Below are 20,678 nucleotides of genomic sequence, written 5' to 3'. Positions count from 1 at the left end.
TGTTAATTAATAAGAGTCACGGTGGTGAGTTAATAAGCTCATGACGTCATACTTTTTCGTCTCATTATTAGCAAACCTACAGCTAAGATTAACATGACACCTGAGGTACTACCGCCACTGACTATCACTTCAGTTTCAATGATTTCTTCTTCAATATAAACCGTATCTCTATCGCTACTTTCTAACGGCAAGGCATATAAGCTATCAGCCTCTTCACTACTGATGGTGGCAACAATATCCTCATAACCCACCTCATATAAATCAATCAGTACGTCATAGTAATCGGTTTTATACCCTTGGGCTAAGGTGGTTAGCACCTCATAACTGTCATCTTCAGCTTCGCCATAAATGGTAAAAATATCGGTGGAGTAATAATGCTGCCACGGGCCGCCATTTCGGCTTAAATACAATTCAGCATAAACATTAGCAGGCTCGCCGACACTAAAGCCGTAAACATCAGCATCAAAGGTCACGGTAAAAGTTTGATAAAAACCATCTTCATCAAAATCATCATATAAATGACTGTAGGCCTGATAAATCGTAAAATCCCTAAGCCCCGGCTGCACATACATCATAGAGGCAGTTTTGGTTATGGCATTATTGGTTAAGGTATTTTTAGGCGCTACTTGTGATGTGGTTTGTTTAGATAACTGCGATAACTGCTTGATGCGCACTGAACGCTCAACGGCTAGCGCAGGCTCAAGCTGCTTGGCATTATTTACCAATGCGTTAATGCGCTGCGGGTCAACCTTCACTTGGTTTGGCTTTTCTGAGGCAGTTAATTGTCGCCCTTCACTACTCACTAATACTTTTGCCTGCACTTGATTTGATAAAGCAGCCACATTTGACAAAGCAGCCGCTTCAGAGGCGACAGCAGTGTGTACAAAACCGCTCATCGATAAAAGCACTACTGCCGTCAGCGACCATTTTGAAATAGATAAAGTCATCATAATCAATCCTTGTTTTCAATGCGCTTGGTGAAACCTGCTTTCTATTTAAGTGCATTGAAAATGAATATAAGCTGAACACGTTCAGCTAGAATTCATCAAAGCCATTAGATAATGATTAAAACTACTGCTGTGAGATAGGCAGTTTTGATAGCGAAGCGCTATTTCTATATTGCAGCAGATCTTTTACACTGATGACTGATTTCAAAGATAAATATTCAATTGGACTTGGCAAATGAGCAAAGTAACAACGAAATTACGCATTCCCCTGACTATCTTAATATTGAGTTTTCTCAGTATCGGATTAGTTCAGGCTGCGCCAGTTTCAGGCAATTGGAGTCAACAAGGCATCCATCAGCGTGCCCATCAATCGCCCAATCAGCATGCGCCCAATCAAAAAAAAACCAACCAGTCGAAAAAGTTAGCGGTTAATAGCTCACAGCAGGCTGCGCAACTGGCTAAAAGGCAATACTCGGCTAAAGTGCTGTCGGTGCAATCAACCTCAGTGAACGGCTCTCCTGGCTATCGGGTTAAGCTACTGTCAAATAAAGGCATGGTGTTTTACGCCACCGTCAATGCCCGTTCAGGTTCAGTTTCAAGAAACTAATCTTTAACCGCCATCGTTGCCAAAGCTTAATTTTTAGCAACTAAATTCAAGAGGCTAGGCATGAGAATATTATTAGTTGAAGATGATTTAGGCTTACAACGCAATCTCACTGAGCACCTTCAAGGGGCTAATTACAGCGTCGATATTTCATCTGATGGCGAAGACGGATTGTTTCAAGCCTCTGAATATCAATATGATGCCGCTATCATCGATGTGGGGTTACCTAAAATAGATGGCCTGAGCTTAATTACCCAGCTGCGTGAAAAACAAATCGATTATCCGATTTTGATTTTAACCGCCAGAGATGGCTGGCAAGATAAAGTACTGGGGTTAGATTCTGGCGCAGATGATTACCTCACTAAACCTTTTCAGCCTGAAGAGTTAGTCGCCCGTCTCAATGCATTAATCCGCCGCTCAGCTGGGCAAGCAAGTCCGGTGATCAGTAATGGCCCTTTTAGTCTTAATACCCGCACCTTAGCGTTAACGCATTTACAGCAGTCGGTTATTTTAAGTAGCTCCGAATTCAAACTGTTTGAATATTTTATGATGCATCAGGGTGAAGTGATTTCTAAACCCACCTTAATTGAACATATTTACGATCAGGATTTTGACTTGGATTCCAACGTCATTGAAGTGTTTATCCGCCGCTTACGTAAAAAGCTCGACCCCGATAACCAATATAAATTAATTGAAACTTTGCGTGGCCAAGGTTATCGCCTACGCCAGCTAAGTAAATAACCTTCTGATGAAAAAGCCATTAACTTTGCCTCGACTCGCACTCTTTAACTCCTTAAAAGTAAGGTTGATGCTCAGTGGCTTAGTGTTAATTGTGGTGTTACTGCCTCTCATTGGCGCGGCGGTTAATAATGCCTTTAAACATCAAATCGCCCAATCGATTAATAACCAGTTAAAAGCCTATGTGTATTCGGTGCTGGCAGTGGCAGAAGTCAAAGACAATAAGGTGGTGATGCCCAATTACTTATTGGAAAATCAATTTAATATTGTCGGCTCGGGTTTGTATGCACTTATCACTTCAAATTCTCCCTCTGGCGTTAATGAAGTATGGTCATCAGAATCTTTTTTAGGCTTAACCCTGCCTCAATTACCAATACCGGCCATGGGCGAAGGCAAGCTTACTCAAATCATCTTTGATGATGACATTAGTAATGAACCCAATAATCATGTGGTATATAACTTCACCGTTTCTTTTGAAACAGATGAAAAACCGCTACAAATAACGGTTCATATCATTAAAGATGACGCAGATTTTCAAAGGCAAATTAGTGAGTTTAGCAACACTCTATGGACATGGTTAGCAGTGTTAATGGTGGTACTAGCCTTGATACAGGCCATATGGTTGCTATGGACATTAAAACCGTTAAACCGTTTTACTCAAGAGCTCACGTTAGTCGAGCAAGGTGAGCAAACTCGCATTGAGCAAAACTACCCAATAGAGCTCAACGCGGTGGCAAAACAGCTCAATGTGCTATTAAAAACTGAGCAACAGCAAAGGCAGCGTTATAAAAATGCCTTAGCCGATCTAGCCCATAGCTTAAAAACCCCGCTAGCTGTGCTGCAAAGCCAAAAAGACTTAAGTGCCGACTCCAAAGAGCAAGCCAGCAATATCAATAACATCATTAGCTATCAGCTCAATAAAGCCAAAACTAGCGGTAATAAGCCTTGGCATTTAGGGGTTAAAGTGGATGATGTCGCCAGCAAGTTAATCAGAACCTTAAGTAAAATATACCAACAGCAACACCTTGATATCGATTACCAAGCCCAAGCCAACATACTATTTAAAGGTGAAGAAGCTGACTTAAGTGAAATGCTTGGCAACCTGTTAGACAACGCCTGTAAAGCCGCTAAGGCCCAAGTTTGCCTTAGCGTAGTTCAAACCGATAACCAATTACACTTTATCATTGAAGATGACGGCAAAGGCCTAAGCCCTGAGCAGCAGCAAGGGATTTTTGAACGTGGCATCAGAGCCGATACCTACCAACAAGGTCACGGTATTGGCTTAGCCATAGTGCGTGATATTGTCGAAAGTTATCAGGGGCAATTAAGCGTCGGTGCATCTGACACTTATGGCGGCGCTAAATTCACCATCACATTTAATGACTAGCTTTTACCATTAGCCGCTTAATTCACTCGAAATAAATTCCCTGCTTTCATCTTGTGTTCATTTTCACTTCGTTATCCTATATCTAACATTCAAAAACTGCCTTTATCAAAAAGGAGTTGGAGACGATATGATATTAATGAATACGACGTTTAATCGCATCAGAACAAGCCTAGTTGCCGTGTGCATTATGCTTTCTCCTGCGGCATTCGCGGCCACAGACAGTGGCGCACAAACACTGGTAAGCGATCAAGCCTACAGTCAAGATGCTGAGCAGCTGTCTGAAGCGCAGCTGGCGCAAATGCTTGCTCCTATAGCCTTATATCCAGATAGTTTGTTAACCCATATTCTGATTGCGTCTACCTACCCTCTAGAGGTAGTACAAGCCCATCGCTGGCAGCAAGAAAATAGTCAGCTTGATAGCGAACAGAAAATGCAGCAAGCCGAGCAACAGGATTGGGACCCTAGCGTCATGGCATTGGTGGCCTTTCCCACTGTGCTTGAAAAGCTTAATGAAGATCTTGATTGGACTCAGGAGTTAGGTGAAGCATTTCTGCAAGATGAAGAAACGGTATTAGCCAGCATTCAAACATTGCGCCATCAAGCAGATGAAGCCAATAGTTTTGATGATATGGAAAACATGACCATCACCCGTGAAGAAAAGCAGATCATTATTGAGCCTGCCCGTACGGAAGTGGTTTATGTTCCCTATTACGATCCAAGAATTGTTTACGGTAGCTGGCGCTGGAATGCATACCCACCAGTATATTGGCGTTATCCATCTTATGTGCATTACCGCCCGAACCGCCCAATTTATTGGGGACCAAGTGTTTATATCAACTTTAACTACTTCTTTGGCGCGGTGCATTGGTCAAATAGACGCGTGGTGGTGATTAATCATCATAAGACTCGTTACTATCGTAAGCCCCATAAGATTGCCTATAGCCAAGGCTCACACCGCTGGAAGCACAAACCAGCTCATCGCCGCGGGGTTGCTTATAAAGCGCCGAGAGTAAGCCATAAGTATGATCGTGCCCGTTACAATAACAGCCACAAGCTGGCTCATGCTCAAAAACCTGGTCATAAAGGTAAGCCAGCACAGCTACATAACTCTAAGCCAAGCCATATAGCAAAGCAGCAACGTGTGAATAAAGCATTAAAAAATAATCATAATGCTAAGCCGAGCTATAGCTCAAGACCCAGCACTAAGCCCAGTACTAGACCGAGCACTAGACCAAGTAATACGAATAAAATGCATAATGGCCAGCAGGATAAAGCGCTGAGAACGGCAAATAAATCACAGCCAAACCGTTCAAATAAGGCTAATCAAAGCCAAAAAGCGACCAAGCAACCGAGCAGCAGACAAGCGACAAACAGGCAGGTTACTAATAGACAAGCGACCAGCAGACCGACTGTTAATAAACAGCAAAGTAGCAAGCACTATAACCAAACTGCGCGAGTGAATAACAACCGTAGCGCCCAAAACCACAGCATCAAGCCGCAGCAAAGAGCGAGTAATACATCCCACAACAACCGTGGTGGTAGTCGCTCAAGCAGTCATCACTCGTCGTCTAAACAGCGAGTGAAATAAACTGCGCTTTGGCTTAGTCAAAAGCTGGGCCAGAAGTTGAGTCAAAAGCTGAACCAGAAGTTGAGGCAAAAACTGAGTCTGAAATAAATAAAAAGCCTGAATCACATTCACTGTGACTCAGGCTTTTTCTATCCCAAGATTAAATAAGTTAGTTTAATTGGGTAACACAATGTTGACCTTTAGCCCTTGAGGCTTAGCTTGATGAAAACTCATATCACCTTGATGCAGCATAATAATTAGCTGACAAATGGATAACCCTAGCCCTGCACCTTGGGATACATTTTCATCAACCCGATAAAAACGGTTCTTGGCTAAATCAATTTCGCTTGCAGACATGCCTATACCTTGATCAATGATATTAATGACGCATTGGTTAGCATCTTGCTCAGCGCGAATGCTAATAACCGATTCTTTAGGGCTGTATTTACAGGCATTTTCGATAATATTTTTTAATACTAATTCAAGATAAAAGCTATCAGCTTTAACGGTAAGTCCCTTAGGAATATCAAGCTGCCACTGATAATCGGCCACAATATGTACTAACTGATTAATCACATTATCAATTAGGCTTTGTAAGTCGCATTCAGCCTTATTAATCGCTTCAATGGCATCAACCCTTGAGAGTAATAACAGTTGCTCAACAGTATGACTCATACGCTTAATTCCCTGCCCCATGGCTTGAGTATAAGGCATTGCTTGTTGCTTTAAGCTTTCATCGGTTGATGAATTAATCACGCTTTCTAAACCATCACCATGAAGTTTAATGATGGCTAAGGGGGTCTTTAACTCGTGGGCCGCATCAGCACTAAAGCGTCGTTCGCGGATCATCATATCGGCGATACGGGCTAAATAACTATTAAGCGACTGCTGAATTGAAATAAGTTCTGACGGTAAGTGGATATTAATTGGCGCTAGATCTTGAGCACTGCGATAAGCTAAGTGACGTTCAAGTAGTTTGATGGGTTTAAATAAGTAGTAAGTCACCAATAGCATAATCAGCAACATGATCGGCGCAATAATCAGTGGCGATCGCCAGCTATTGGCGTTAATTTTATCCACCAACTCTTGGCGCACATCATCACGCTGTGCAGTCACAATCCACACCTGTTGCGCCGTTGAAAACAAGCTGTACACATGCCAGGTGTGCTCACCGACTGCCTGATAGGCATAGCCGTGGTTAAAATCCGTTAGCGGTTGCTCGCCAGTATTATCTGAGTATGCAAGTAACTCACCTGCTGCGGTAAATAATTGAAATGACAGCTTTCGCTCGTAGGATAGAGTTTCTACCGTAGACTGCTCGGCAAAGGTTTCTATGTCAGACTCTGACACATGAAAGCGAATAGGTTGCTCAATTAAGCTTGCTACTTTGGCGGCAGTAAGCCTTTTGACATAAAACAAATCCAGCACTTTAGCGGTTTGTACCATTTCAGCATCAAATAGCTCTTCTATCTCGTACATGGCATCGCGGCTACTCAGCACACTGGCAACGGATACGGTCAGTAAGATACCGACTAACATCAATAAACTAAGGGAGAAACGTAACGAAAACATAATATCCTTTTATGATCTACTGACCATTAATGCTTATTGAATTTCAGCTAAAATATAGCCAATGCCCCTAACAGTTTTAATCAGTTCTGGGGCCATTTTTTTACGTAAATGATGAATATGCACTTCAATGGAATTACTGCCGACTTCATCCCAACCATAGGTTAATTGCTCAAGCTGGCTGCGGGTTAGTACTCGCCCTGCTGATTGGGCAAACTCCAATAACAATTGATATTCCCGCCGTGGCAGATTGATTAATTGCTCTCGAAAATGCACTTCACAACAACTGAAATCGATGGTCAATGCGCCGAAACTAAATTGATTGTTATCTAAGCCGTGTTGGCGGCGAACAATAGCTCGCAGTCTGGCAACTAATTCCCGCACATCAAACGGTTTACTGAGATAATCATCTGCGCCAATATCTAAACAGTTTAAGCGAGTATCAAAATCCGTATTGGCGGTCAGCACAATAATCGGCAAAGATACTCCCGCTTTACGCCAGTGCTTTAATAAATCTTCGCCATTGCCATCAGGCAAACCTAAATCAAGAATAATGGCGCTAAAATCTTCATTATCCAGCGCCGCTAATGCTTGGTTATAAGAACATAAGTGATCCACTTGGATCCCTTCTTTAGCCAAATTCAAAACCACGCCTTGTGCTAATAACTGATTGTCTTCGACTAACAATACCCGCATCGGTTATTCCTTTATTGTTCTTATATATTGTTCTTATGTATTGCTTTTATAGCAATTAAAGCGCGATTTAAGCTTATCTAAACACTTTGAAGTCAACACCTTGCCCACTCAAAAAGGCTTCAGCAGCTGCGCCTTTTAACATTGCCATGGTCGATAGCATTCCCGCGGTAACGCTATTTGGCCCTAATACCGTCACTGAAAGCGGCGCTTGCTCCACAGGATAACCTGTTCGAGGATTAATAATGTGGCCATAGCGTTTTTGATCCACTTCAATGTAGCGCCGAGTGGTGCCGCTAGTGGCTAATGCGCCTTGGCGTATGGTTAACAGCGCCGCGGCATTATCCAATTGCTGCGGGTTTTCAATCCCCACTTGCCAGCCATTGGGGTTAAGGATGGGACAGGCAATATCGCCACCAAAATTAACTAACACAGAGATATCAGGCCAACGCTTGCTGAGTAATTGCGCTGTACTATCCACCGCATACTCTTTGCCTATGCCACCAAAATCTAAACTCATTGCTGCAGGCATAGTCAATTGGCTGTCAGTAAAATCAATGGCGCTAAAATCCACTAGCTTTAATGCCGATTTAATCGCACTAGCTGGTGGCACTTGATGACTACCATCAAAGCGCCACAACTTCATTAAAGGACCTGCGCTGATATCAAAAGCGCCGTCACTTAATTGATAACATTGCTGGGCAAATTGCAGTAAATGCGCCGTTTCAGCATCAATGTTAACCGCCTGCCCTTGGGCATTGTTGAGTTGCCAAACAATATTACCTTGTAAAAAACGGCTATATTTACGCTCTATTCGTTTGGCTTCAGCCACAGCGATATTTAACATCTGCTGGGCAATCTTCTCATCATCTAGTCGCATTAACATTTCACATGGACTTGCCATGGCGCTAAATGAACCTAAAAAGCCCCAAGGGCGACGTGTAAGCGTCGCGACCTGTGGGGCCTTAGATGTAGCGGCTTGTGATGTAACAGCGGCTTTATTTAACAATTTCAATAACTCTGATGTTTTGCGTTTATTTATCTTAAGACTATTTATTTAAAACGAATAGCTTATTTGAGCTACGATTGCTTTCACCGATGGAAATAAATCCTGATTATTTAACTCACCAGGGATATCTGTGCCGTTGTTTTCAGGGTTTTGCTGATAATACTCAATACGATAGCTAAGTTCATGGCCGCCAGATAAGCGATGGCCAAACTTAAGCCCTACCGTATATGCTGACATGTCACCAATGCGATAATCCGCACTGGCATACTCAGGTAATGCTGCTTCTGTACGCAAAAATGGCTGATAAAACTCAGCAGCTTGCTGCTGGTAATAACGCAAATGCAGCTGGCCATATAAGCTTGGAGTAAAGTAATAGCGATAATGGGTTTCTAAAGTGTGCGCTTGAATATCCCAGTCATCAGTATTGTAGCGATAAGAGAAATCAATCACCCCTGAGTCCAATGCGCCTTTTGCTAACAAGAAAACACTGTGCTTAGTGCGCGAGTCTGGGCGGTTTTCGTAGCGATAACCATGGGACTCACCATTACCATCGACCATACTGAGAATTTTATAGGGATCGGTCATATAGCCCGACACACTTGAAAAACCGTAGTTGGCTTGCATTAACCAGTTACGATTCAAGATTTGGGTCACACCTAGCATGACATCAGCGGTTTGCTTGGTGTCATCACCGTCTAATCGAGTGGCGTCAAATGCAGCTTGAAAGGCATCATCACCATCATAATCACCGCGAAATACCATTTCTGATAACGCCACAGGACGTCCGCCCACAGGATCAACAGTATCATTCGTATAGGCACCCGATAAGGCAAGGGTGGTGTTGTTTTTGTTAAAACTGCGCTCCACACCCGCATTTAAGCCTAATGATAAATAATCATATTCTTTAGAACCATAAACACCTAAGTTAACCGTCCAGTCAGGATTTAAAATTTCCTGCCAATTGGCACTTAACTGCACCCGGGTATCTTGGAACGTATCATCAAGGGGCGTTTCACCTGGGGCGACCGTATACTCTCCCTTACCTGAAGGTCGAGTAAAGGTTTGGCTGATGGATTGTGCTACAGCGCCAGAGGCTGAAGCGCCGGTTAAGCTGTCGACAACGATTTTCATATCTAGCAGCGAATCTTCGCCAAAGGCTTTTTGCACATTACCAATAGCTTCAACGGCTTGTACACGGTCTTGCTCACCGTAATACATAATGGCGGCATCGACCTTCCAATCATCATTTGCCGGTACAGGCTCTTGCGCGCTAGCTTGTTGTGACAACAAACTGCAGCTAGCCATGGCCAATGCGCTAGCGATGCTTTGTTTCGGCGTTAGTTTCGAAGTTAGTTGCATCCACAACCTCCGCCAGCTAATGAGCGTCCGCCACTGGTGCCTTCTTTACTGAAGTAAATATGGTCATCCAATGCTAAATCTAACTTTTCATTATTAAGTGCCATATCAGCGCGGGCAAATTGATCCTTCTCCCACGGCTCTACACCTAAACTCGAACAGCCCGCTAAACTGCTGATAATCGACAAGGCCAATAACAGCTTAATGTATTGCTTAAAACTCGATTTTTTCATTGGCTTATTCCTTTAATAACAGTTGAATTTCATGTTCATAAGCAGGCTTGTTCTTGTCAAAAAAACCAACATGACGCTGAACTAATTCGCCTTGGCGGTTAAATAAATAGCTACTTGGCATACCAGGTAAATCAAACTCCCTTGCCACATCCCCTTCTGGATTAAAGCGTAAATTAAAATTAGCGGGGATTTTAGTGAGGAACTCATGGGCTAACTCAGTATCAACATCAAGATTGATAGCAACCACTTCAAAGCCTTGCTGCTGGTATTTGGCCTGCATCTGGTTCATCCAAGGAAAAGACTTTCGACATGGACCGCACCATGATGCCCAAAAATCCACATACACCACCTTGCCAGCAAACTCTTTCAAGCTAGTTTCGGTGCCATCTTTGGTTAGTACAGTATGCTCAAGTGAAGGCGCGGCAAATAATGGGCCGCTAAAGGCCAATGTGAGTAACAAACTCGCTAGTAATGATCGCTTCATGGAGTCTCGCTTTGTTAGTTTTAATTTTTGAGGAGTCATGAATGACTAATTTTTAATGATTCAATATCATCTAAGTTAAATCTTCAATCTTAAGGTTTTATTAAGCATTGTGACGAGTTAGTTTAACAGAGTGTTAGGTTGGAGAGTTAAATAGGTAAAGATTAACCCGTTAACAAGGTCTGACGAGTATAGGATAGCGAACAAGAGTTGGTTAATGAGGACTAATAATCACCGCGCTAGCACTAACGCCATGACGCGGTCTTGAAGCAATAGCTAGAACAACCGCTGATACGCTGCTCAATAGGCTTAGTTCAACACAACTGGTGACTGTGTTTACCCGCCGATGATTCTCGAGACTAAGCCCTTATCGTGGGTAAATTCGGCCAGTATTATTCCGGCCAAATGCAAACTGATAAACGGAATAAAATACCACAAGGCAAGTTTATGCACGGTTTCAGCTTGGTGTTCAATTGACTCTGGGCCAAATTCAATCAACAAGCCTGTGGAGACCGATAACGCAATACCCAGATAAAATAGCCAATATACCCACGCTTGAAATTTTTCACGGCCGCTAGCCTGTTTACTGAATGCGCTAGGGTATTGTAAACCGCATTTTGCCATGTAGATAAAGCGCAGCGACACAAAAACAGCCACCGCATAGCCAAAATAAAGATGCCACTTAAACATCACATTACGAATGCTTTTAGCAATAATGACGGCTTGTTTATCACTGATAAGTAAATCAAGCTGCAATAATCCTTGCTGGATCATCTCAGCCATATGATTTTTTTCCATCCAGCCTAAACGCAGTAAGATGGTTAACAGCATCACCAACATTGACAGCGCAAGCCCCCAATGCAAAAGACGATGGATAGCAGGAAAATGGCGGCGAGTACTCATAAAAACCTCAGTGATTGAAAGTGAATTATGACTATAAGTGGTAAGACTTAACATTCGCTTATGCTAGATCATTTCAAGTTTCACCTTACCAAACCAATAACTGTCAATAACCTCGGTTCAAACTCCTCAGTTCAAACACCAGTAAATCAGAGACATAAAAAAACCTGAATCACTTTGCAGTCATTCAGGTTTTGGTTAACTCACAGAAAATAATTTATTTTTTGCGGCTATTAATGTGGCTCATTGCGCGTTTACGGCGACGCTCTTGACTAATGGTTAGCTTTTCATGGCGGCCTTCAAATGGATTAGCTCCCTCTTGAAAGCGCATTTGAATTGGCGTACCCACAACTTTCAATGAACGACGGAAGTAGTTCATCATGTAGCGCTTGTATGAATCAGGTAACTTACTTACCTGATTACCATGCACCACAACGATTGGTGGGTTATAACCACCAGCATGGGCATACTTAAGCTTCACTCGGCGACCATGTACTAATGGTGGCTGATGATCATCTTGTGACATTTGCATAACGCGGGTCAGCATTGAAGTACTTACGCGGCGCGTTGCACTGTCATAGGCTTCTTCAATTGACTCGTATAAATGACCAACACCTGTGCCATGAAGCGCTGAAATAAAGTGAATGCGGGCAAAGTCGATAAAGCCTAAGCGGCGATCTAACTCACTTTTAACGCTTTCTTTAAATGCTTGGTCAAGACCATCCCATTTATTCACAGCAAGTACAATTGCACGACCAGCATTAAGCGCAAAACCAAGCAAACCAAGATCTTGCTCTGTAATACCGTCTTGAGCGTCGATCACTAACAAGACAACGTTAGAATCTTCAACTGCTTTCAGGGTTTTAATCACTGAAAACTTCTCAATAACTTCATGTACTTTCGCGCGGCGACGCACACCAGCAGTATCAATTAATACGTATTGACGACCTTCACGTTCCATTGGAATATAAATACTGTCACGAGTCGTACCTGGTGCATCATAAACAACCACACGCTCTTCACCTAAAATACGGTTAGTTAGCGTTGATTTACCTACGTTAGGCTTACCAATAATAGCAAGCTTAATCGGTAAGTTTTGCAGGCGCTCTTGTTCAGCTTCGGCTTCTTCTTCAGTGTACTCACGTACATCTTCAACTTCTTCACCGTCTTCTTGGCGAGTAATACCCATAGCTTCAGCATAAGGCGCTAAAGAGTATTCAATCATATTGGTAACACCGCGACCTTGCGCAGCTGCCATTTGATAAACTTCACCTAAACCTAATGACCAAAACTCAGCACAGGCTGAATCAGCATCAATACCATCAACTTTGTTAGCAACAACAAAGGTAGTTTTATCACGGCTACGTAAATGCTCAGCAATCGCTAAATCAGCTGCTGTTAAGCCTGCACGAGCATCAGTTAAAAATAGCACCACATCTGCTTCTTCAATCGCCGCTAGCGATTGTTCAGCCATCTTAGTTTCAATCCCTTCTTCAGTGCCATCGATACCACCAGTATCAACCACAATGAATTCATAACCAGCTAAAAACGCACGTCCATATTTACGGTCACGAGTTAAACCAGGAAAATCGGCGACAAGCGCATCTCTTGTGCGAGTAAGGCGATTAAATAAAGTTGACTTACCAACATTAGGTCGCCCCACAAGGGCCACTACAGGGATCATGATTTTGCCTCTAAAAACTTTAAAATAAAAAGCCCCCGGAACACACTTCCAGGGGCTCTAATAAGGTTTGCTATTCAATTTATGGCAGTACAATCGTCGCGATTTTGCCGCTACGACCTTGCACATAAATTTTATCTCCAACCACTACTGGTTGTGAGAATAAACCATCACTATCAACCTCAACACGTCCAGCGACTTCGCCAGAGTTGCGGTCAATAAAATGTAAGTAACCTTCAAAGTCACCTACAACAATATAAGAGCCTATAACGGCAGGTGAAGTTAAACTACGATTCATTAACGTAGAGTTACTCCATAATTCAAGACCGTTACGTCTATCTACTGAATAAATTCGGCTGTGGTCATCGACTAAGTATAGTCCAACCCCTGCTGTCGCTAATTCATTGAAGCTTGAATACTTACGCGTCCATACAACACGACCCGTTCTTAGCTCCATAGACACTAAGTTACCATTGTAACTTACCGCGTATAAATTATCGCCCAAAATTAACGGTGTCATGTCCACATCGGCCATACGAGTAAACTCGTTACCACCGGTTGGGTTAAATACCGCCTGCTCCCAAGCCACTTGTCCATTGTTTTTGACAATAACCGCTATTTTACCATCAGCAGTGCCAAGGAAGAAACCACCTGAATCATAAGCTGCTGAGCTAGTGCCGCGTAGCGTTAGATTTGGCAGTTGCATCTCATGGGTCCACAGTTTAGCACCGTCATCAATATCAAATGCTTCAAAGTTACCATCACTGGTATGCACGCCAACTGAATCTTCAGACACAGTTGGAGCCGATAACAGCTCACCGCTTGCAACTGCTGACCATACGGTCTCACCGGTTTGAGCATCTAATGCCACCAATAAACCAGACTCGCCGCCAATAAAGACTTTATTACGGCCAGCGGTAACGCCTGCGGCAATGCGTGCCTCTTTCGTTTTCGCCAGCTCAGTATGTTTAAATTCTGAAGCTAAGTCTTTACGCCAAGCCACTTTGCCTGTTGCTTCTTCAAAGGCGACGACCTCACCGTTGCGATCGGCCACATATACATGGTCATATCGAATAGCCGGTTTAAGTTGAGAATAAAAGTCACCGACTCCGCCCCCAACCTTGGCATGCCAGTTTACTTCTGGAAAAACAGTTGCTTGAATTTCAGTTAGTTCAGTAACAACTTCTTCTTCATTATCATTTGAAGAACAAGCAGATAGCAATGCGACGCTTAAGCCCGCTGCTAGCAAAGTTTTGCATAAAGACTTCATTCGGCTAATTCCTTATGCCTTGTTTAAATTGTCTAGCTTCATTTGTAATGCAGGACTGGTTAACGAACCGCCGTTATCAACAGCAGCTTGGTAAGCTGAACGTGCACTATCCATGTCACCTTGACGCACAAGTAAATCGCCTTTTAACTCATCACGTTGAGCATTAAATGCTTCATCGGTAATTTGCTCTAATGTCGCAATTGCAGTGCCGATGTTACCTTGCTCTGCTTGCACGCGAGATAGACGTAACGTCGCTAAAGACTCTAAAGCAGCACCCGGTTTTGCAGCAATGATTTTAGTAAAAGCCGCTTCTGCTTTATCTAACTCGCCTGCATCGACAGCAGCTTTAGCTGACATGAGTTCAAGCAAGGCTTGGTAACCTTTTTGATCGTGCTGTGCACCAAACTCAGCGATAGCTGCTTGTACTGCACTGCTGTCGCTGTTAGCAGTAATGCGTTGAAATGCTTCTGATGCAGCTTCCGATTTTTCAATTTTTACGTCAGAGTAATAATTCCAACCGTACAATCCACCTAGACCTACGACTGCACCCACAATGATTGAGCTGCCGTAATCTTTCCAGAACTGCTTAATAGCATCTACTTGTTGTTCTTCTGTGCTATAAATTTCCACGCGCACTTCCCCTTTCTATTCAGTTCTGTTTTTTATTAGCTAAGGGCTAATATTAAAATAATGATTTTATCGTAGTCGCCAACTCTTCTCGGGCAACTAAAAGTTGTTCGTTCTTATTTCTCAGTGGCTTAATTGCAACTTGGTTATTGGCAATTTCGTTTTCACCAATGATCAGGGCGTACTGCGCACCGCTTTTATCAGCACGTTTCATCTGCTTTTTAAAGTTACCGCCGCCACAATGACTCATGACTTTAAGCGCTGGCAGGCTTTGACGCAACTCTTGGGCAATTTTAATTGCTTCAACTAAGCAGTTTTCGCCCATTGCCGTGACATAAACATCGACAACTGGCGCGACATCTTTATCAAGCTCAAGGGTTTGCAGTAGTAAGACAATACGCTCAAGTCCCATTGCAAAACCTACTGCAGGGGTATCTTTACCACCCAATTGACCAACCAGACCATCATAACGACCACCAGCAAGTACCGTTCCTTGAGAGCCTAAGCTATCCGTTACCCACTCAAAAACGGTGCGGTTATAGTAATCTAAACCACGCACAAGACGAGGATTAATTGTGTATTGGATGCCGACAGCGTCTAAGAGTTCACATAAGGTTGAAAAATGTGTTTTTGATTCTTCACCTAAATAATCCATTAACTCTGGCGCATCAGCTAGCAAGGCTTGAACCTGTGGCGATTTAGAATCCAATACTCGTAGCGGGTTTGAATACATACGGCGCTGTGAGTCTTCATCTAATTGCTCTTTGTGCTGCTCTAAAAATGCAATTAATGCATCACGGTAAGTAGCACGTTCAGCAGGATCACCTAAGGTATTAAGTTCCAGTTTAACGTGGTCTTTAATGCCAAATGAATCCCATAATCTTGCAGATAACATCAATACTTCCGCATCAATGTCCGCACTTGCAATGCCGTACACTTCAACACCAAATTGGTGGAATTGACGGTAACGACCTTTTTGAGGACGTTCATGACGGAACATAGGTCCCATGTACCATAAACGTTGCTCTTGGTTGTAAAGTAAACCATGCTCATTTCCCGCACGAACAGTCGATGCTGTGCCTTCTGGGCGCAATGTTAAACTGTCTTCATTGCGATCAGCAAAGGTATACATTTCTTTTTCAACGATATCGGTGACTTCACCAATTGAGCGCTTGAATAAATCAGTACTTTCAACAATAGGAGTACGGATTTCACTGTAACCATAGGCACTAACAGTAGAGCGAATAACCGCTTCGACTTGTTGCCATAAAGGGCTTTGAGTTGGCAGAATGTCGTTCATTCCACGGATTGCTTGGATCTGTTTTGCCACGTTTAATTCGCCTAATTTTTAGCTAATTAATTAATCATATGCCTTACACAAAAAAACACCTACCACTGCTGGTAAGTGTGTTTTTATCTAAAACTAACTTATTCTGTTGCGTCTTTGATATCGATTCGGTTTTGCATTATCGCTGCTTTTGCGCGAATTTTTGCTTCCAGTGAATCCACTATATTGTTGTTATCAAAGCGCTCTTTTTGACGTTTACCGTCATCATAATAACCACTTTTTCCGTGGCTACCGGTTAAACCAATATCTGAAACTAACGCTTCACCTGGGCCATTGACCACACAGCCGATAATCGACACATCCATTGGGGTGGTGATATCTTCAAGGCGCATTTCTAACGCATTGACAGTGTTAATCACATCAAACTCTTGGCGTGAACAAGACGGACAGGCAATAAAGTTAATGCCGCGGCTGCGAATACGTAATGATTTTAAGATATCAAAACCGACTTTAATTTCTTCGACTGGATCTGCCGCTAATGAGATACGTAAAGTATCACCAATACCTTCAGCCAGTAACATGCCTAAGCCCACTGCTGATTTAACCGAACCCGCACGAGCGCCGCCTGCTTCAGTAATGCCTAAATGCAATGGCTGCTTAATTTGCTTGGCGAGTAAACGGTATGATTCAACCGCTAAAAATACGTCTGAAGCTTTTACACTGACTTTAAACTGGTCAAAGTTTAGACGGTCTAAAATATCCACATGACGCATGGCTGATTCAAGCAATGCTTCTGGTGTTGGCTCATGATACTTGTCCATCAGATCTTTTTCTAATGAACCGCCATTAACACCAATGCGAATTGGAATATTTTTATCACGCGCACATTCAACTACATTGCGAATACGTTCTTCATTACCAATGTTGCCGGGGTTAATCCGCAAACAATCAACACCGTATTCAGCCACTTTAAGTGCGATACGGTAATCAAAATGAATATCGGCAACTAAAGGTACACTAACGCGCTGCTTGATAAGCTTAAACGCTTCAGCGGCATCCATTGTTGGTACTGAGACTCGCACTATGTCTGCACCGACTTTTTCAAGGGCCAAAATTTGTGCAACTGTGGCGTCGACATCAGTGGTTTTAGTATTTGTCATCGATTGCACCGCAATTGGTGCACCATCGCCGATCGGAACATCCCCTACATAAATGCGGCTAGAAGGACGGCGGATGATTGGAGATTCGTTATACATAATCTGTTGCTCTACTACTTACCAAAATTGAGTTAACACTAAGCTTTAAAGACTAGGCTTTAGGCAGGGTTAACTTGGCCACACGGTCAGAAAACTCAGCAAGGCTGACATTTTCATTATTAAAGCTCATGGTGACAACTTGCGGCGCACCCAATATCACTTTAAAAGGTGCCTTGCCGGTGACTTCAACGACTCTAGCTGAGCCCTTAACGCCATCAACCAATGTTTTACCATCGGCATCGATAATGTTAACCCAGCAATCATCACTAAAGCTAAGCGATATAGTATCAGTTTCAATCACATCAGCAGTGATTACTACAGTATCAACTGCAGTTGTTATTGCTGGTGACACAGCAACAGAGTCAAGTGTGTCAGTCGCCGTTGCTGGCTTAATAACACGGTTACTCTCCTGAACATTACTGCTCACTTGAACTGCGTCATCGTTTTGACTTTGTGCTGAGATTACCTCGCTGGCAACGGGTTCCCGATAAGCCAGTTTAGGATCGATTTCTGGCTCTAATAAGTCTTGTGTTTGCTGCGCCACATTAGCAGCTGCGACTTCTTCTGCTGTCGGCTTTGATAAATCAACTCCCGTTAGCATTGAGTCTTTTTGTACCCACCACAACAATAATAGCGCAAGTAATATCGCTACGATGAGATAAGTAACTAAGGTGAGACGGCTGTCACGGGCTTCGCGGGTAGTTTTGCGAGAAAAGCTTTGCATAGCAGCAGTTTCATCAGGAAGTTGCTGGGCTAAACATTGTTGAACGGCATTAACATCTGCTTCAACGTACTTGGCAAAGTTTTTAGCGTAGCCACGGGCATAGGTTGCTGAAGCAATATTATCAAAAATATCATTTTCAATATCTTCAATAACACTGGGACGCAAATGCAGCTGTAATGCCACAGCATCTATCGAGACACCCTTTTTTTCGCGGGCGGTGCGTAGCAGCATACCCGCTGTTGAAACAGTTTCGAGTAATTCAGCTTGCTCGAGATTATTATCTGTTTCTATCTCTGTAATTTTATTTGTCATTAATGCAAATTAGCCCTGTATTCTTTCGCTTGTTCTGAAGCAGGATATTTGGCAATTAAAGTAATTCCGTAGCGTTTTACCGCTTCATCATCCGCTAACTCACGGGAAATTTTAATACCTAATGCTAAGCTTTCTGGTGTTTGTTGTGCCACACGGTGAAGACGCGTTAAATTCGCTTTAGCGGCTTGATAATCATTTTCTACTATCGCAAGCTCAATCAATTCTTTCAAGGTTGATTGTCGTCTTGGATCATATCGCAGCGCATCTTCAAAATAGCCCTTGGCTTTTTCGGTGTCACCTGCAGACATACTACACACGCCTAAGTTTTCGTAGCTTGAAGCGGTGCGAGTGTATTGTTTGGTTTCAATCGCGGCTAATAGCATTTCTTCAGCTTGTGCGAATTTATCTTGCTGGCAAAGAAACACGCCAAAGTTATTTTTCGCATCACCACCTGCATCTGGCGCGGCAATGGCTTTACGGTAAGCCGCCTCTGTACGTACAGTATCACCTACCGTTTGGTAATAATACGCCATCGCGATATGCACTGAACTTAACTGCGGTGCATATTCAACCGCACGATTTAAATTAAATTTAGCTTGTTCAATATTGCCTCGATTTAAATAAGTCAGTCCCAGCTGCATTCGCTCAATAGCTGCGGCTTGCTTATCTAAGGTTCTTTCGGCAACAGGAATATCAGTACCGCTATAAGTGCGCTCAGTGACACAACCCGTTAGAGGTAATGCCATCGCGACTACAATCAAAAACTTTGGCAATCCATGCATATTCCAACGCCTATTAATCTATACAAACAATGAGTTAATCCATTGTGACCGAAATCTGATTTTGTTGCATTTGTTTTTTTGCTAAACGTTTAGTGCGATCACGAATATCACCGGCTAATTGTCCACAAGCCGCATCAATATCATCACCACGGGTTTTACGCACAATAACCGTTAAGCCGTATTCCATTAATACTTTAGAAAAACGGTCAATTCTAGAATTAGAAGAGCGACCATATGGCGAACCAGGATAAGGATTAAACGGAATTAAGTTAATCTTACACGGCGTGTCTTTCATTAGCTTGGCTAATTCATGGGCTTGATCTGTACTGTCATTGATATGATCAAGCATCACGTATTCGACTGTAACACGTCCGCGGTTAGCATTGGACTTTTCTAGGTAACGACGAATCCCAGCTAAAAATTCTTCTAGCGGGTATTTCTTGTTTACCGGCACCAATACATCACGCAGCTCATCATTTGGCGCATGAATACTCACCGCTAAAGCCACATCGATCACGTCACCTAATTTGTCTAACGCAGGCACGACACCTGAAGTCGATAAGGTCACACGACGCTTAGACAGACTAAAACCAAAGTCATCTAACATGATGTCCATTGCAGGGATCACATTGGCTAAGTTTAATAGTGGCTCACCCATTCCCATCATAACAACGTTAGTGATTGGACGATCGCCAGTGTCTTTATGGAAACCTAAAAATTCTGATACACGCCATACTTGACCGATGATTTCAGCCACTGAGAGGTTACGGTTGAAGCCTTGCTGCCCTGTTGAGCAGAAAGTACATTCCAATGCACAGCCCACTTGTGATGATACACACAGGGTTGCACGGTCTTCTTCAGGGATGTAAACAGTCTCGACTTCTTGGCCTTGACCAACATTGATCGCAAACTTAATGGTCCCATCAGATGACTTTTGAAAGCTAGCAATCTCAGGGGCAACAATTTCACACTTTCGAGCTAACTTAGCGCGCAGTGCCTTGTTAATATTGTTCATTTCTTCGAAGTCGCTAACACCAAAGTGATAAAGCCATTTCATCAATTGATCGGCTCGGAACGGTTTTTCGCCCATTTCTGCGAATAGCGCTCTCATCGATTTTCGATCAAGATCCAATAAATTGATCTTTTTTTCACTCATGTTGTGTAACCTCAAAAAACCTAAAACTTGCTTGCGGGCGGCGAATTATACAGATCCTAACAAAATTTGGCTATAGAAGTAGCAACAAAGCTTAGAGA

Annotated in this window: 20 protein-coding genes; 4 read left to right on the top strand and 16 right to left on the bottom strand. The window is 43.0% G+C overall.

Annotation, left to right across the window (positions count from 1 at the left end; translation table 11 throughout):
• Positions 1–38: 38 nt before the first annotated feature.
• Positions 39–950: a choice-of-anchor H family protein gene (locus Q4533_RS12885; RefSeq protein ID WP_303502867.1), complete on the bottom strand. Its 912-nt coding sequence runs from the start codon at positions 948–950 to the stop codon at positions 39–41.
• Positions 951–1,182: 232 nt separating this feature from the next.
• On the opposite strand from Q4533_RS12885, the gene Q4533_RS12880 reads away from it, so the two are divergent.
• The 4 genes from Q4533_RS12880 (at position 1,183) to Q4533_RS12865 (ending at position 5,264) form a co-directional block, all read left to right on the top strand.
• Positions 1,183–1,554: a PepSY domain-containing protein gene (locus Q4533_RS12880; RefSeq protein ID WP_133126440.1), complete on the top strand. Its 372-nt coding sequence runs from the start codon at positions 1,183–1,185 to the stop codon at positions 1,552–1,554.
• Between the two features lie 60 nt (positions 1,555–1,614).
• Positions 1,615–2,292: a response regulator transcription factor gene (locus tag Q4533_RS12875; RefSeq protein WP_102440581.1), complete on the top strand. Its 678-nt coding sequence runs from the start codon at positions 1,615–1,617 to the stop codon at positions 2,290–2,292.
• Between the two features lie 7 nt (positions 2,293–2,299).
• Positions 2,300–3,676, top strand: a complete 1,377-nt coding sequence (locus tag Q4533_RS12870; RefSeq protein WP_303502866.1) for an ATP-binding protein — start codon at positions 2,300–2,302, stop codon at positions 3,674–3,676.
• A 127-nt stretch (positions 3,677–3,803) separates the two neighbouring features.
• Positions 3,804–5,264 carry a DUF3300 domain-containing protein gene (locus Q4533_RS12865; RefSeq protein WP_303502865.1) on the top strand — a complete coding sequence of 487 codons (1,461 nt, stop codon included), beginning with the start codon at positions 3,804–3,806 and terminating at the stop codon, positions 5,262–5,264.
• A gap of 153 nt (positions 5,265–5,417) precedes the next feature.
• Here Q4533_RS12865 and Q4533_RS12860 read toward each other — a convergent pair whose 3' ends face one another.
• The 15 genes from Q4533_RS12860 to Q4533_RS12790 all read right to left on the bottom strand — a co-directional run bounded on the left by Q4533_RS12860 (position 5,418) and on the right by Q4533_RS12790 (position 20,580).
• Positions 5,418–6,815, bottom strand: coding sequence for an ATP-binding protein (locus Q4533_RS12860; protein WP_303502864.1), 1,398 nt, complete (start codon positions 6,813–6,815; stop codon positions 5,418–5,420).
• A 33-nt stretch (positions 6,816–6,848) separates the two neighbouring features.
• Positions 6,849–7,508: a response regulator transcription factor gene (locus Q4533_RS12855; protein ID WP_303502863.1), complete on the bottom strand. Its 660-nt coding sequence runs from the start codon at positions 7,506–7,508 to the stop codon at positions 6,849–6,851.
• A 73-nt stretch (positions 7,509–7,581) separates the two neighbouring features.
• Positions 7,582–8,409, bottom strand: a complete 828-nt coding sequence (locus Q4533_RS12850) for an FAD:protein FMN transferase (RefSeq protein ID WP_303502872.1) — start codon at positions 8,407–8,409, stop codon at positions 7,582–7,584.
• Positions 8,410–8,562: 153 nt separating this feature from the next.
• Positions 8,563–9,873, bottom strand: a complete 1,311-nt coding sequence (locus tag Q4533_RS12845) for a DUF3570 domain-containing protein (RefSeq protein WP_102440586.1) — start codon at positions 9,871–9,873, stop codon at positions 8,563–8,565.
• The gene (locus tag Q4533_RS12840; RefSeq protein WP_102440587.1) at positions 9,864–10,103 is read right to left on the bottom strand and encodes a DUF4266 domain-containing protein; all 240 of its coding nucleotides are present in this window, start codon (positions 10,101–10,103) and stop codon (positions 9,864–9,866) included. The genes Q4533_RS12845 and Q4533_RS12840 overlap by 10 nt, the downstream gene beginning before the upstream one ends.
• Positions 10,104–10,107: 4 nt before the next feature.
• The gene (locus Q4533_RS12835) at positions 10,108–10,587 is read right to left on the bottom strand and encodes a TlpA disulfide reductase family protein (protein WP_102440588.1); all 480 of its coding nucleotides are present in this window, start codon (positions 10,585–10,587) and stop codon (positions 10,108–10,110) included.
• Positions 10,588–10,920: 333 nt separating this feature from the next.
• Positions 10,921–11,487 carry a cytochrome b/b6 domain-containing protein gene (locus tag Q4533_RS12830; RefSeq protein WP_303502862.1) on the bottom strand — a complete coding sequence of 189 codons (567 nt, stop codon included), beginning with the start codon at positions 11,485–11,487 and terminating at the stop codon, positions 10,921–10,923.
• 214 nt (positions 11,488–11,701) lie between these two features.
• On the bottom strand, positions 11,702–13,168 hold the full coding sequence (gene der / locus Q4533_RS12825) for a ribosome biogenesis GTPase Der (RefSeq protein ID WP_076542701.1): 1,467 nt from the start codon (positions 13,166–13,168) through the stop codon (positions 11,702–11,704).
• A 79-nt stretch (positions 13,169–13,247) separates the two neighbouring features.
• On the bottom strand, positions 13,248–14,435 hold the full coding sequence (gene bamB / locus Q4533_RS12820; protein WP_076542699.1) for an outer membrane protein assembly factor BamB: 1,188 nt from the start codon (positions 14,433–14,435) through the stop codon (positions 13,248–13,250).
• 12 nt (positions 14,436–14,447) lie between these two features.
• Positions 14,448–15,065, bottom strand: a complete 618-nt coding sequence (locus Q4533_RS12815; RefSeq protein ID WP_076542697.1) for a tetratricopeptide repeat protein — start codon at positions 15,063–15,065, stop codon at positions 14,448–14,450.
• A 52-nt stretch (positions 15,066–15,117) separates the two neighbouring features.
• On the bottom strand, positions 15,118–16,392 hold the full coding sequence (hisS, locus tag Q4533_RS12810) for a histidine--tRNA ligase (protein WP_102440590.1): 1,275 nt from the start codon (positions 16,390–16,392) through the stop codon (positions 15,118–15,120).
• A 98-nt stretch (positions 16,393–16,490) separates the two neighbouring features.
• Positions 16,491–17,606 (bottom strand): flavodoxin-dependent (E)-4-hydroxy-3-methylbut-2-enyl-diphosphate synthase, encoded by a 1,116-nt coding sequence (gene ispG / locus Q4533_RS12805; RefSeq protein ID WP_076542693.1) that lies wholly within the window; start codon positions 17,604–17,606, stop codon positions 16,491–16,493.
• Positions 17,607–17,658: 52 nt separating this feature from the next.
• A complete protein-coding gene (locus tag Q4533_RS12800; protein WP_303502861.1) occupies positions 17,659–18,642 on the bottom strand; it encodes a RodZ domain-containing protein in 984 nt (327 codons plus the stop codon).
• A complete protein-coding gene (gene pilW, locus Q4533_RS12795; RefSeq protein ID WP_102477209.1) occupies positions 18,642–19,424 on the bottom strand; it encodes a type IV pilus biogenesis/stability protein PilW in 783 nt (260 codons plus the stop codon). The genes Q4533_RS12800 and pilW overlap by 1 nt, the downstream gene beginning before the upstream one ends.
• A gap of 34 nt (positions 19,425–19,458) precedes the next feature.
• On the bottom strand, positions 19,459–20,580 hold the full coding sequence (locus Q4533_RS12790; protein WP_076542685.1) for a bifunctional tRNA (adenosine(37)-C2)-methyltransferase TrmG/ribosomal RNA large subunit methyltransferase RlmN: 1,122 nt from the start codon (positions 20,578–20,580) through the stop codon (positions 19,459–19,461).
• Between the last annotated feature and the right edge of the window lie 98 nt (positions 20,581–20,678).

Origin of the sequence: Shewanella sp. 6_MG-2023, assembly GCF_030547195.1 — a bacterium.
In the GTDB taxonomy this organism is placed as follows: domain Bacteria; phylum Pseudomonadota; class Gammaproteobacteria; order Enterobacterales; family Shewanellaceae; genus Shewanella.
The sequence above is the reverse complement of the archived record's forward strand: the minus strand, read 5'-3'. Positions and strand labels throughout refer to the sequence as shown.